9 protein-coding genes are annotated in these 13557 nt (G+C 62.5%); 3 read left to right on the plus strand and 6 right to left on the minus strand.

Going from position 1 to position 13557, the window contains the following annotated elements; translation table 11 throughout:
* Positions 1 to 59: 59 nt before the first annotated feature.
* A complete protein-coding gene (gene mutL / locus AB7532_RS30000; RefSeq protein WP_441238283.1) occupies positions 60 to 1862 on the plus strand; it encodes a DNA mismatch repair endonuclease MutL in 1803 nt (600 codons plus the stop codon).
* A gap of 134 nt (positions 1863 to 1996) precedes the next feature.
* Here mutL and rsmD read toward each other — a convergent pair whose 3' ends face one another.
* Positions 1997 to 2554, minus strand: a complete 558-nt coding sequence (gene rsmD, locus AB7532_RS30005) for a 16S rRNA (guanine(966)-N(2))-methyltransferase RsmD (protein WP_441238284.1) — start codon at positions 2552 to 2554, stop codon at positions 1997 to 1999.
* A 2-nt stretch (positions 2555 to 2556) separates the two neighbouring features.
* Positions 2557 to 4698 carry a pseudouridine synthase gene (locus tag AB7532_RS30010; RefSeq protein WP_441238285.1) on the minus strand — a complete coding sequence of 714 codons (2142 nt, stop codon included), beginning with the start codon at positions 4696 to 4698 and terminating at the stop codon, positions 2557 to 2559.
* Between the two features lie 119 nt (positions 4699 to 4817).
* Here AB7532_RS30010 and AB7532_RS30015 point away from each other — a divergent pair, with 119 nt between their 5' ends.
* Entirely contained in the window at positions 4818 to 5276 is a 459-nt protein-coding gene (locus tag AB7532_RS30015; protein ID WP_441238286.1) for a nucleoside deaminase, read from the plus strand.
* Positions 5277 to 5400: 124 nt separating this feature from the next.
* Here AB7532_RS30015 and AB7532_RS30020 read toward each other — a convergent pair whose 3' ends face one another.
* The 4 genes from AB7532_RS30020 to AB7532_RS30035 all read right to left on the minus strand — a co-directional run bounded on the left by AB7532_RS30020 (position 5401) and on the right by AB7532_RS30035 (position 12445).
* On the minus strand, positions 5401 to 6303 hold the full coding sequence (locus tag AB7532_RS30020) for an alpha/beta fold hydrolase (protein WP_441238287.1): 903 nt from the start codon (positions 6301 to 6303) through the stop codon (positions 5401 to 5403).
* 162 nt (positions 6304 to 6465) lie between these two features.
* Complete coding sequence (gene purD, locus AB7532_RS30025; protein WP_441238288.1) at positions 6466 to 7749, minus strand: phosphoribosylamine--glycine ligase; 1284 nt, start codon at positions 7747 to 7749, stop codon at positions 6466 to 6468.
* Between the two features lie 258 nt (positions 7750 to 8007).
* Entirely contained in the window at positions 8008 to 11748 is a 3741-nt protein-coding gene (locus AB7532_RS30030; RefSeq protein ID WP_441238289.1) for an NACHT domain-containing protein, read from the minus strand.
* Between the two features lie 397 nt (positions 11749 to 12145).
* A complete protein-coding gene (locus AB7532_RS30035; protein WP_441238290.1) occupies positions 12146 to 12445 on the minus strand; it encodes a winged helix-turn-helix domain-containing protein in 300 nt (99 codons plus the stop codon).
* A 287-nt stretch (positions 12446 to 12732) separates the two neighbouring features.
* Between AB7532_RS30035 and AB7532_RS30040 the strand changes: the two genes are divergently transcribed.
* Positions 12733 to 13500 (plus strand): IclR family transcriptional regulator, encoded by a 768-nt coding sequence (locus tag AB7532_RS30040; protein WP_441238291.1) that lies wholly within the window; start codon positions 12733 to 12735, stop codon positions 13498 to 13500.
* Positions 13501 to 13557 lie beyond the last annotated feature (57 nt).

The raw sequence follows: 13557 nt of genomic DNA on the forward strand, positions 1-13557 counted from the left end.
CAACACGGGCTAAAATAGCGCTCTCACCGAATCCAGTTCAAAAGCCCAAGTCAGTTTTCATGCCCGTCCGCCAATTGCCAGAACAGGTCGTCAACCGCATCGCCGCCGGCGAGGTGGTCGAACGACCGGCGAGCGTGGTCAAGGAACTCGTCGAAAACGCCATCGATGCCGGCGCGAGCCGGATCGACGTCTTCACCGACGGCGGCGGACGGCGGCGGATCGGCATCACCGACGACGGCGGCGGTATGACCGCGAAGGACCTCGCGCTCGCGGTCGAGCGCCATGCGACGTCAAAGCTCGACGACGAGGATTTGCTCCAGATCCGCACCCTCGGGTTCCGCGGCGAGGCGCTGCCCTCGATCGGCTCGGTCGCGCGTCTCTCGATCACCACGCGCCATGCGAGCGAGCCGCACGCCTGGGCGCTCAGTGTCGAGGGCGGCGACAAGTCCGAGATCATGCCGGCGGCGCTGGCGCACGGCACCCGCGTCGAGGTCAACGATCTCTTCTATGCGACGCCGGCGCGGCTGAAATTCCTGAAGACCGACCGCACCGAGGCGGAGGCGATCCGCGAGGTTGTCAGGCGCCTCGCAATGGCGCGGCCCGACATCGCCTTCACGCTGGCGGGTGAGGAGCGCGCCCCTGTGACCTGGACCGCCGCACTGCCCGGCGCCGCAGGCCGCCTGACACGGCTCGGCGATATCCTCGGCAGCGAATTCCGCAGCCACGCCATCGAGGTCCATGCCGAGCGCGAGGGCGTCGTGGTCGCCGGCTATGCAGCTGCACCCGCGCTCACCAAGGCCAACGCGCTCGGGCAATACCTCTTCGTCAACGGCCGCCCCGTCCGCGACAAGCTGATCCTCGGCGCGGTGCGCGGCGCCTATGCCGACTACCTGCCGCGCGACCGCCATCCGGTGCTGGCGCTGTTCGTCACGCTCGACCCGCGCGAGGTCGATGCCAACGTGCATCCCGCCAAGACCGAGGTGCGCTTTCGTAACGCCGGTCTCGTCCGTGCGCTGATCGTGCACGGGCTGAAGGAAGGTCTCGCGCGCGAGGGACGCCGCACCGCCGCCAACAGCGGCGAGAGCGCCTTGTCCGCATTCCGCCCGGCCTTCACACCGCGACCGGCAAGCTGGGACTGGCGCGCCTCGCCATCCGCGCCGATGCCGTCGTTCGACGGCACGGCAGCAGCCGCCTTCGCCGAGCGCGCGCAGGCCGCGTTCGATGTCGGCGCGCCGAGTGCTGACATCAGGTTCGAGGCGCAGCCCGTCGCCGATCTCGTCGACCGCCCGCTCGGCGCCGCGCGCACGCAGATCCACGAGACCTATATCGTCTCGCAGACCCGCGACGGCCTCATCATCGTCGACCAGCACGCCGCGCATGAGCGCATCGTCTATGAGCGGCTGAAGGCTTCGCTCGCCGCCAACGGCGTGCAGCGGCAGATCCTGCTGATCCCCGAGATCGTCGAGATGGACGAGGCCACGGTCGAGCGCCTGCTCGAGCGTAGCGAGGAGCTGGGGTCGTTCGGCCTTGCCATCGAATCCTTCGGCCCCGGCGCGGTCGCGGTGCGCGAGACGCCGTCGCTGCTTGGCAAGACCAATGCGGGTGGCCTCCTGCGCGATCTCTCCGAGCACATGGCCGAATGGGACGAGGCTCTTCCTCTCGAACGCCGCCTGATGCACGTCGCGGCGACCATGGCCTGCCATGGCTCCGTGCGCGCCGGCCGCCGGCTGCGGCCGGAAGAGATGAACGCCCTGCTCCGCGAGATGGAAGAGACGCCGAACTCCGGCCAGTGCAATCACGGCCGGCCGACCTATGTCGAGTTGAAGCTCAGCGATGTGGAGAAGCTGTTCGGGCGGCGGTAACGTAGGGTGGGCAAAGCGAAGCGTGCCCACCACCTATCGCGATCAGTAAAGATTGGTGGGCACGGCGCGTTGCGCCTTTGCCCACCCTACGGCAGCCGCATATGCGGAAGCAGCCAGTGGTGGGTTACGCTTCGCTACCCCACCCTACGCAAGAACACGAACTCCGTGTCGTCATACGCCCGCCGCTCCAGCTCTTCAAAGCCTTCCGGCGTCACGAACTCCGCAGCCTTGGCTTCTTCCACCACCAGCAGCGCGCCGGGCGTCAGCCAGCCGCCGTCGCGCAAGGAGGCGAGCGCCTTCTCCGCAAACCCCTTGCCGTAGGGCGGATCGAGGAATACCAGCGAGAACGGCTCGACGGGGTGCGCGGGGCCAAGATCGGTCGCATCGCGGCGATAGACTTTCGTGACGCCGCCGAGGCCCAAAGTCTCGACGTTGTTGCGCAACAGCGCCCGCGCCTCCGCGCCGTTGTCCACGAACAGCACGAACTTCGCGCCGCGCGACGACGCCTCGATGCCGAGCGCGCCGGTGCCGGCGAAGAGATCGAGCACGCGCGCATCCTCGATCGGATCGTCGTAGGCGTGCACGAGGATGTTGAACACGGACTCGCGCAGCCGGTCCGCCGTGGGGCGGATGTCGCGCGAGGACGGTGAGGCGAGATTGCGCCCCTTCAAACGACCGCCGACGACGCGCAACCCTAGTCCTCCTTCGGCGTCAGATCACGCTTGCCGTGATAGCCGCGCTTGGGACGGCGCGGCGGGCCGTAGCCGTTGGCCTCGGACTCGTTGCGCTCGCGCGCCTCTTCGCTGCCGGTGCGATGCACCACCACGCGGCGACCCTTGCGGTCGTTGATCGCGCCGCGCTTGATGGCAGGCTTCTTCTCGCGCGGTGCTTCTCCGTCGGCCGAGGTGGACTTCGAGGGCACGTCAAACTGCGCGCCCGACTTCTCGATGATCTTGTCGCCGAGCTGGTCGCGCAGCACGCGCGACTTGATCTCCTCGACCTGGCCTTCGGGGACCTCGCCGAGCTGGAACGGGCCGTAGGAGACGCGGATCAGCCGGTTCACCTCGAGACCGAGATGGGCGCAGACGTTGCGCACCTCGCGGTTCTTGCCTTCACGGATCGCGAACACCAGCCAGACATTGGCGCCCTGGTCGCGCTCCAGCGTCGCGTCGATCGGACCGTATTTGACGCCCTCGACCTCGATGCCGTTCTTGAGCTCGTCGAGCTGCGCCTGGGTGACGTCGCCATGGGCGCGGACGCGGTAGCGCCGCAGCCAGCCGGTGTCGGGCAGCTCGAGCGTGCGCGCGAGGCCACCGTCATTGGTGAGCAGCAACAGGCCTTCGGTGTTGAAGTCGAGCCGGCCGATCGAGATCAGGCGCGGCAGGCCTTCGGGCAGATTGTCGAACACGGTCGGACGGCCCTCGGGGTCGTCATGCGTCGTCATCAGGCCGCGCGGCTTGTGATACAGAAACAGCCGCGTGCGCTCACGCTCGGGCAACGGCTTGCCGTCGACCAGAACGACATCGTTCCTGGTGATGTCGAGCGCGGGCGAATTGATGACGCGGCCGTTGACCGTGATGCGGCCCTGCGTGACCATCTCCTCGGCATCGCGGCGCGAGGCAAGCCCGGCCCGCGCCAGCGCCTTGGCGATGCGCTCGCCGGCCTTCTTCGGCTTCGGCTCTTCCTCCCGGCGCGGACGGCGGTCGTCGCGATCACGCTCACGATAAGCACCGCGGCCACCGAAAGCGGGGCGCTTCTCGAAGATCCTGCTCTCGTCCTCGTTTTCGCGGCGTGGACGGTCACCGAAGCCACCTTCACTGCGCGGATGCTCGTGCCAGTCGGAACGGCCCTCGGAGCGCTCGCGCGGCCGAGCAAATTTCGGGCGGTCGCCACCACGCTCGCCATCGCCGTCGCGACGGGGCCGGTCGAACTTCGGACGATCCTCGCGCGGGCGATCAAACTTGGGACGATCGCGGAACGGACGGTCGCCGGACGGACGATCGTCACGCGAACGCGAGAAACGCGGACGGTCATCGCCGCCGCCTTCGCGCTTCTGCCAGGGCTTGTCTGCACTGCGGTCACGGCCGCCGAAATCCTTGCGCGGTCCGCGATCCGGCGCGCCCCGCGAAAACTTGCGCTCGCCGTCGAACTTGCGCTCGGGACGGTCGCCGCGCGGCGCGCGATCACCGCGATCGAAATTCGGACGGTCGCCGCGCGGCTTGAAGCTGCGCTCGCCACGATCCTCGCGCGGCCCACGATCGCGCTCGCGATCCGGTCCGCCGCGCGAAAACTTCCGCTCACCGTCGAACTTGCGTTCCGGGCGGTCACCACGCGGCGCGTAGGGCTTCTTGTCGCCAAACTTTCTGTCGCTGGTCCGGCCGGCGGGGCGGGAGTCATCGCGATCCCGGCGCGGCGGACGGTCGTCACGCCCGAAGGACGGACGATCACCGCGCGGCTTGAAGGGCCGCTTCTCGCCATCGCGCGAGGAGCGATCCGAGAACGGACGGTCGCCGCGCGGCTTGAAGCTGCGCTCGCCACGATCCTCACCGCGCGGCCGGTCTTCGCGGTTGAATTTCGGACGGTCGCTGAAGTCGCGGCGCGGGGCATCGCCGTCCGCACGGGGACGGAACGGACGGTCGCCACGATCGGCGCGAGGCGGTGGGCGGCTGTCGCGGTCGCCACGGGGCGGGCGGGCGTCGCTCCTGCCCTCGGGGCCGCGCTTGGCAAACTTCTTATCGGGGCCACGCGGCTTGCCGGATCGGCCCTTCGGCGGGCCACCCCTGGAAGGGCCTCGCCGGCCGCGGGAATCGTTGTCTTTGTCGCTGTCGCGAGGCATGAATATTCTCACTCAGGGGGTGGCCGATAAGCATTGTGCGCGCTCATTCGGAGCCGCATGCTCAGGCAAATTCGGTAAGCACTTCTGCTGAAGGCGCAGCTACTAGCAGGTTTCTTCGGATGATACGAGGCTTGAAAGCCCCCTCTTTCATGGATTTGGCGCTCAAAACGGCCGAAAACGCCGGAAAGGCCGGCGAAGTTCCGATCGGATGCGTGGTGGTCCGGGGCTATGAGGTCATCGCCACCGCCGGTAACCGGACGCTGACCGACCATGATCCCACCGCCCATGCCGAGCTCGTGGCGCTGCGCGAGGCCGCTAAAAAGATCGGCAGCGAGCGCCTGGTGGACTGCGACCTCTACGTGACGCTGGAGCCCTGCACCATGTGTGCGGGCGCGATCTCCTTTGCAAGGGTAAGGCGGCTCTATTACGGCGCGGCCGACCCCAAGGGCGGCGCGGTCGAGTCCGGCGTGCGGTTCTTCACCTCGCCGACCTGCCATCATGCGCCGGACGTCTATTCCGGGGTCGGCGAGAGCGAGTCGGCGCGGCTGCTCAAAGAGTTTTTTCGGGAGCGGCGCTAAGGCGCCACACACTCTCTGTCATGCCCCGCGAAGGCGGGGCATCCAGTACGCCGCGACCTATCGATTGATCACTGCCGTCTCGGAGTACTGGATCGCCCGCCTTCGCGGGCGATGACAGTGGAGCTCAAGCCAAGAAGAACTCCCGCAGCGCCTTCGCGGTCACATCAGGATTCTCCTCGGTGAGGAAGTGCCCTGAGTCCACCGGCTGTCCTTCGACATTGGTCGCCCATTGCTTCCACGTGTCCAGCGGCGTGGCCGCAGCCTGGGCGATGCCCACGCCGCCCCACAGCGCCAGCATCGGAATGGTGATCTTCTTGCCGGCCTCGAAATCGGCCTTGTCGAGGTCGTAGTCGAAATACGCGCCGGCGCGGTAGTCCTCGCACATCGCGTGCACGCGGGCGGGATCGCGGAACGGGGCGATGTAATGTTCGAGCGCGCGCGGGTCGATCGCAGCGAGCGTCTTCGACTTGGTCTGGCTCGCCATCTTGAAGCGCAAGAAGAACTCGCCCTGGCCCGAAATCAGCGTCTCCGGCAGCGGCGCGGGCTGGGCGAGAAACGTCCAGTGATAGATCTTCAGCGCATAGGCGCGGTTCATCCGCTCCCAGTAATTATAGGTCGGCAGGATATCGAGCACCGCGAGCTTCGACAGCCGGCCGGGATGATCGAGCGCCAGCCGGTATGACACGCGGCCGCCGCGGTCGTGGCCGGCGAGCGCGAAGTGGACGTGGCCGAGTTGCTCCATCATCTCGACCATGGCCTTGGCCATCGCGCGCTTGCTGTAGGGGATGTGCAGCGCATCGCTCTCGGGCATGTCGGACCAGCCATAGCCCGGCAGATCGGCGATGATCAGCGTGAACTTGTCGGCGAGTTGCGGCGCCACGCGGTGCCACATCACGTTGGTCTCGGAGAAGCCGTGCAGCAGCAACAGCGGCGGCCCGCTGCCGCCGACGCGGGCGAAGATGCGGCCGAAGGAGGTGTTGATCCATTCGGAGGCGAAGCCGGGATAGAGGTCGGCGAGGTCGGGCATGGGTTTCTCCCATTTGTCATTCGGGGGTGCTTCAACAAACGTCGAAAACAACCCCATGCACAGTAGCTAAGTTCAAGTCCTGATTGAATAATCTCAAAATGCCGACGGGGCTGCCGGCCGTTGCGCCCGCAGCCGGAAAAAGCCTGTCAGCTCTTGATCTTGTCAGCTCTTGGCCTTCTCGGCTTCCACCGCCTGCCAGCCGATGTCGCGGCGGCAGAAGCCTTCCGGCCAGCGAATGCGGTCGACGGCCTGATAGGCGCGCGCCTGCGCCTCCGTCACGGTCGCACCCAGCGCGCAGACATTGAGCACGCGGCCGCCATTGGCGAGGATCGCGCCGTCCTTCTCGACCGTCCCCGCGTGGAAGATCTCGGCACCTTCGATTCCAGCGGCGTCCTCGAGCCCCTCGATGCGCGTGCCCTTCTGGTAGTCGCCGGGATAGCCCTTCGCCGCCATCACCACGGTGAGCGCGGCGTCCGGATGCCAGCGCAGGTCAAAGTTCTTCAGCTGGCCGTCGCAGGCGGCGAGGAATGCCGGCACGATGTCCGACATCATGCGCAGCATCAGCACCTGGCACTCGGGGTCGCCGAAGCGGGCGTTGAACTCGAACAGCTTTGGGCCCTGCGTCGTCAGCATGATGCCGGCATAGAGAATGCCGCGGAACGGCGTGCCGCGCTGCTTCATGCCGGCGACGGTCGGCAGGATGATCTTCGCCATGATCGCATCGTGGACCGCGGGCGTCACCAGCGGCGTCGGCGAATAGGCGCCCATCCCGCCGGTGTTCGGGCCGAGATCGTGGTCGAACACGCGCTTGTGGTCCTGCGCGGAGGCCAGCGGAATCGCGGTCTCGCCGTCGCACAGCGCAAAGAAGCTGATCTCGCGGCCCGCCAGAAATTCCTCGATCACCACTTCAGCGCCGGCCTCGCCGAAGGCGCCCTCGAACATCATGGCGATGGCGTCCTCGGCCTCGCGCACGGTCTTGGCGACGACGACGCCCTTGCCGGCGGCAAGGCCATCGGCCTTCACCACGATCGGCGCGCCCTGGCTCTGCACATAGGCGCGCGCGTCATCGGCATTGGTGAACCGCTCATAGGCGCCGGTGGGAATACCGAATTCGGTGCAGAGCGCCTTGGTAAACCCCTTGGAGCTTTCGAGCTGGGCGGGGATCTTGTTCGGCCCGAACGCCTTGATGCCGGCAGCGGTGAGATCGTCGACGATGCCGGCCGCCAGCGGCGTCTCCGGCCCGACCACCACGAGCTCGACCGCGTTGGTCTTGCAGAAGGCGATCACGGCGGCATGGTCGGCCACATCGAGCGCCACGCACTCCGCCTCGCGCGCGATGCCGGCATTGCCGGGCGCGCACCAGAGTTTGGTCACGAGGGGAGAAGCCGCGATCTTCCACGCCAAGGCATGTTCGCGACCGCCGGAACCAAGCAGGAGAATGTGCATCGAAGGCTCAGAATGAGGGGTTTTGCTGGGAGCGGAGGTCGCATGAATCGGGGTGGGGCTCAAGGGGTGTCACCTCCCATTCCCTGTTATTCCGGGACACGGCGAAGCCGCGAGCCCGGGATCCATCGGCCCACGCCATGCGCAGAGCGGTCGGCGACGCTCCGGGAGTCAATTTAGAGGCGCTTGAATGTACATCTGCTCAGCAACTCGGCCTAACATTTTTTGCCGATCATCCTGAGTAGAACGCTGCGATGCTTATCAATCAAAAGCGAACCAACGTTCGTTCTTTGCTATGGCCGATACCGGCCTTACTGCTTTACGAGCCGCGCGGGCCGCGGCGGCTTCGGCTGCATCGCAAAGAACCGTCGGATACGATAAAGAATTGGACAGAATCTCCGAATAGACCGACATCGACATCGCCACCGTCCCATTGCGTAAGCGATAGTCGAGTTCGGTCGCACGGATTCCGCGTTCATAGCTATCACGCACGATCCGCAGCGCCTCATCCCATTCGATTGCATTGTTCATTGCACATTGTATTGCTTGGCCCTGCTTAAATTCGAGAAAGGGCGCCGCCGCCCCCGAATAGGTTCTAAAGAACTTGAGGAATACCGGACCTCCAAACTGCTCTAGGTGCCTCGAAGCCAAGAGGAAAGAGAATCTCAACGATTCAAGCCTTGGACCAAGATGTTTTGTTGCTTCTTCCTTGTTTGATACCCTCCTCACCGCTCCGCGTGACTGGTGCAGCGTCAACGCCAGAGCGCCCCACTCGCCTTCGCTCATCGTATCCAGAACTTCCGAGAGCCTTGCCTCGCAGCTTGCGATGATGCTTGTCGGACACAGAATGAAGAGTGCTTCGATTAGAAGCAATCGGAGAGACTTTGGTGCAGCCGTCACCTGTGAAATTGAACTGAGCCACCAATCGACATCGCCGATGCGCGCCTTAGCGCCTCTCAAGCGTTGCATGGCGGGAATGTTGCCGGCGAAGAAATCGAAGGGCGCCGTAGATGCCTTAACACGACGCTGCGACACACATTCAAGTAGCGCGGCTGCAATAGCGGGCCGAAGTCCCCAAACGTTACGACATCTTTCCAGGATATTCTCTACAACTGCCAATTGTTGGGTAACGGTGGCAGCTTCGGCAAAGCCACGAGACAACTCAGCGGAGAGTTCGTAGGCTTGCTTGATGAAGGGGAAATTCCCCTGCAACTTCCTATCAGCCTCGCTTAGAGCGGCGTCTTTGAAAGTGGACAAGGCTTCAACCTGATAGTCCGGCAGGTACTGCAAACTGGACGGAGGTTGCGCGAGAACAAAGCTCAGCAAATAAAACGGGGCTTGAGATGAACCGGGAGCTACATAATAGTAGCGACTTTTCAGAAATACGTTCTGCAATAGCAGTACGTTGTGCTCTGACGACAAAACACAGCCGCTCCGACCTGCATACAACAATGTATGCGCCATAGCGCGGTTTAGGGAAGTCTTGCTGAGCGTTGCCTCGAGACGGTCATCACTGACGCGCGATAGACTGTCAAGATAGCGACCGATCTGAAGCCATTTTGTTGGATTGCTGACGCAGAGTGCGCTTTCTAGCCAACGCTGGTCGCATTCTGCTGGAGATGATTGAGTCGTGGCCAAGCTAGCGAGATTCCTGCAACGATCGGTTGGCGTGCCGTCCTTCTCAAGTAGCTCAAATGCGCTCTCGAAAATCCTCCGCCCTCCAGATTGAGATGGCAATGTCACAACATCTTGTCCCCCGTAGCGGGTTGGTGAAACAAGTCGCTGCATGTTCACTGGAGTAGAGAGCAGGTCAACAAGTTGTGTTACCGCCTTGGGCGACTGCTCGAAGACCCAGTCGGCGAGCAGCATGGCGGTCAGTCCCACGGGGTGTCGCGTTTTCCCTACAAGAGGGTCCTCTATCAGGGCTTTCACGCGATCAGCCAAGTCGAGTAACTCTCCTTTGCTAAAGCAGCCAGCGAGGAATCGTACGACATTGAGCCAGTAAAAGTTCCGAGCAACGGCATCGAACCGATCGGGCTTAGTTCCTCTCTGCTCTTTTCCTGTCGGAGAATAAGAGGCGGTGTCATAAAGAAAACGGGCCGCAAAATACTCTCGAAGCGGTTGGACTTCGAATTCATAAGTGCCTTGGATTCGGGGAACGACCATAACAACGCGCTCTAGCATCGCACCAAAGATTTCCTCAACGACTTCGGTGGGATGGCCTTCTGCGACCAAGTAGTTGTTCAGCGTAATTCGAAGGTCATCTGCGGAAATCCTTCCGCTGGACTTACGTTGGTTGGTCTCGGCACTCGCATGAAGGGTCCAGCCGAGAAATCGGTGCAAATCTTTAAGGAGAACGATGTGCTTACGGACGGCCGGGCTTTTCGCTGACTCTCGGCTAAAGAAGAGGTCGACATAGTCGTCGTACAGATTTGTACGCTTGTCGGGTAACGCCGATCCTTGCGTAAGTATCAGGCTCAAAAGAATTGTGAGCTGCATTGGATTGCGTGACAGGTCCCGCAAGTGCGGCGCAGTCATCTTTTCTTTGAGGATTGCGCGAAACTCGTCTCGTTCCCTTGTGTTTAAGCCGCGTACCTCCATCCAACGCTCTGCGTACTCCGTTATTTGCGAACGCTTTACGGAGAGTAGCTCAATGTGTGGAAAATTGGACGCGTCAAAACCCGGAGAATTCGCGAATGCGGCTGGTCTCGATGTAATTATAACGCCCAAATGCGGGCAGTTTTCGCGGATGCGAGGCAAAGCCTTGGTGACAGCGGCCACGACGTCGTTTCGCTGCTTGATCTCTACAACCTCGTCGAGCCCGTCAAGAACAACGAGGAGGGGCGCAAGCTTGCACAGTTCCAGTAGATCGTTGACGTCAAAACGGATTCCGCCGGAGTGAAGTCGGACGAGCCGAGCGAGGAACGATTCCACCGTTCGAGGCTCATGCGGTAAAGGGTCCGGGTTCGAAGTCTCAAACGGATCGCTGCCGGCCAACCACGCGGCGAGGTCGCGCAGATCCACTTTGAACGGTATTCTAAGTGCCGATTGCCGATCCTTGTCGGAAAGCTTTTCGAGGTCGCCCTGCTTATTGAGAATACGAATGCGATGAACTTGGCAGACGTATTGAGCTAGCGTCGACTTCCCTTGTCCTGGCGCCCCCTCCACTACTACCTGACGTAGCCGTGCTTGTCCCCAATCACCGAGCAGTAAGCTCGCTGTGCCTGACGTGTCATCATCATCCTCTTGATTCGTGAGAACCGCTGAAGTGTCGTCAAAGAAAACACGCGTGCTATCGTGGGCAGAGCGGTAGTCGGAATATATGGCGCCCTTGTCTTTTGTTCGGAAGGTTACACGGAAGGGCAGGTCGATGAACAAGTCCAACAGTTTGTTCTGAAGCTCGACTTGCTTAAACTTTACTTGGACGTCTTCCTCATACTGATCAGCAAGGAATGCGCGAAGAGCGTTGATGCGTCTCTCGTGTTGGTCGCGCGGTGCGGATTCAACTAGTATCCGAAAGAAATCATGTCCCGAGAGAACCTCGGAGTACCGTAGCTTTATGTCCCATTGCCCATCGAGGAGCCGGTTTAAATCGTCGCGGAACCAACAATGTACTGGAATCCCAACCTGCTCTCGCAACGCTGCCAATGTTTTATCTATTGAACCCGAATTGAGATGGGCGGTTCCTGAAACATTGGTGACAAGAAAGTACTGCGTCGCTCCACGAGCCTTCAGGCGTTCTATCTTCTCTAGTTCACCTTCGGCCTTTTCTAAAAGCCATTTGCTGACGTCCTCAACTTCCGCGGGATGCCGGCTATATTTTACTTGGAAGACGAGGAATTCGTCTTTGCCTAATTCGAAGTTGACGGGTAACACCGCGTCTCGCCCGCCATCCGGCTGACCGATGGGAAAGCAGATAGTTTTAGGATTTGCCGCTATTAGAAGTGCTTGAACCAATTGCTGGAATCGATCTGGACCAAGATTTTCCAGTGAGTGATCCACCTTAGCCCCCTCAGCTTCTAATTTTGGTTGTCCACTCTTTCGATGAGTACGAATAAGAGAAGAGTTTTCTAGATCAACCAAAGGGTTATGAACACCAATAATCGCTTTCTTGAGGTGCGTAGGAAGGCCTCTACATTGCGCATGGTAGCAAAGCGCCGCAGCGAAGCTGATTGCATTTGTTTTTCAAATGCTTCGTGGGGGCGACTGCGTCTCCCTTAGGGGGTGCCATTTTCTCGCCGCCTGTGCAGCACGCGACGATTGCCTCAAACAAGAAACGTCCGCGTCGGCCACGCTCTGGTGCCATTTCGGGCTCTCAGCGCTTGAGGATGGACTTAAGGTTCGCGCCTGGTGACAACTCGCGGTTCCTACCCAAACTGTACCAGTCCTGCCAATGGCCTTACCCCTGCTTCCCCGCAATGATCTCCTGCAACGTCGCCACATGCCGCGCAAACGCCCCGCGACCCGCCGCCGTGGCAGTCACCGTCGTCTGCGGCTTCTTCCCCACGAAAGCCTTCTCCACCGACACATACCCGGCCTTCGCCAGCGTCTCGATTTGCGCACCGAGATTGCCGTCGGTGGCACCGGTGAGTCTTGTCAGCCGCGAAAACTCCAGGCCAGCCGTCGCCGGCAACGCATTCAGCGCCGCCATGATCTTGAGCCGCAACGGCTGGTGGATGATGTCGTCGAGCTCGGCCATCAGATCCGCCGCATCCAGGCCGCCGAGGATCAGTCCGCCGCCGTTGACGAAGGCCATCCAGAGCGGGAATGCCTCGCCGATGAAGAAGAAGCCGATCAGCGTCGGTGTGGTGATGACGACGCCGATCGCGACGAAGGCGGTGCCGAACCACAGGCCGGTCATTCGATGCCCTCATTCCGCTGCGTACCGGCCCGGGCGGACGACTTTTCGGCGCGCCAGCGATCGGCTACACGGGATCGAGATACACGACCCTTAGCGACGCTTAGCGACCCTTAAAGGCCTGATGGATGAACTCTGAGAAACTGCAGCCGGGCGCGCCCGCCCTGGAGAAGGGGCTGGACCTTCTGGAGGCGCTGGCGGGCGCCGCACGCGGCCTCAGCCAGAAGCAGCTGGCCGAACGCGTTGGCCGTTCCGTCGGCGAGATTTTCCGGATGCTGGTGGCGCTGGAACGCCGTGGCTATGTCGCGCGCGACCCGGTCACCGGTGAATATACGCTGACCCTGCAACTGTTCCGGATTGCCTCGCAATTCCCGCCGACCGAGCGGCTGTTGAAGGCCGCGCTGCCGGTGATGGAGCAGCTGGCCTCCCGCGTGCAGCTGTCCTGTCACCTCACGGTGCTGCACGGCGAGCAGTTCATGGTGATTGCACGCATCGAGCCGGAATGGCTGATGGGCTGGTCGGTCAAGGTCGGCGCGGTTTTCCCGCTCACCCAACAATACGCCTCCGCGAAGGTTTTGGCGGCCTTTCAGCTCGAAGGCCGGCGCCAGGAGCTTGCGCAGGTCATCGCTGAACATGATCGCATCAGCGGCAAGAAGGCGATCGCGGCGCTCGACCGCATTTCCTCGGAGGGCGGCAACTTCTCCAACGACGACGGCTACACGCGCATCCTCGCCTATAGCTGCCCGATCATCGAAGCCTCCGGCCGCGCGGTGGCCGCGCTGACTGTTCCTCTGGTCAGGCAGGATCGGATTCCCGAAAAGGAAGCCGGCATCATCGCCACGGAGCTGCGCGGCGCCGCGAAGATCGTATCCGAGAAGATCGGCGGCATCCCCTAGGTAACGAGGGCTGCCGGCATGTGGCACTGGGAAGTTGCGGGCTGAGCCGGGCCTGCA

It is taken from the genome of Bradyrhizobium sp. 930_D9_N1_4 (assembly GCF_052076015.1).
GTDB lineage: Bacteria > Pseudomonadota > Alphaproteobacteria > Rhizobiales > Xanthobacteraceae > Bradyrhizobium.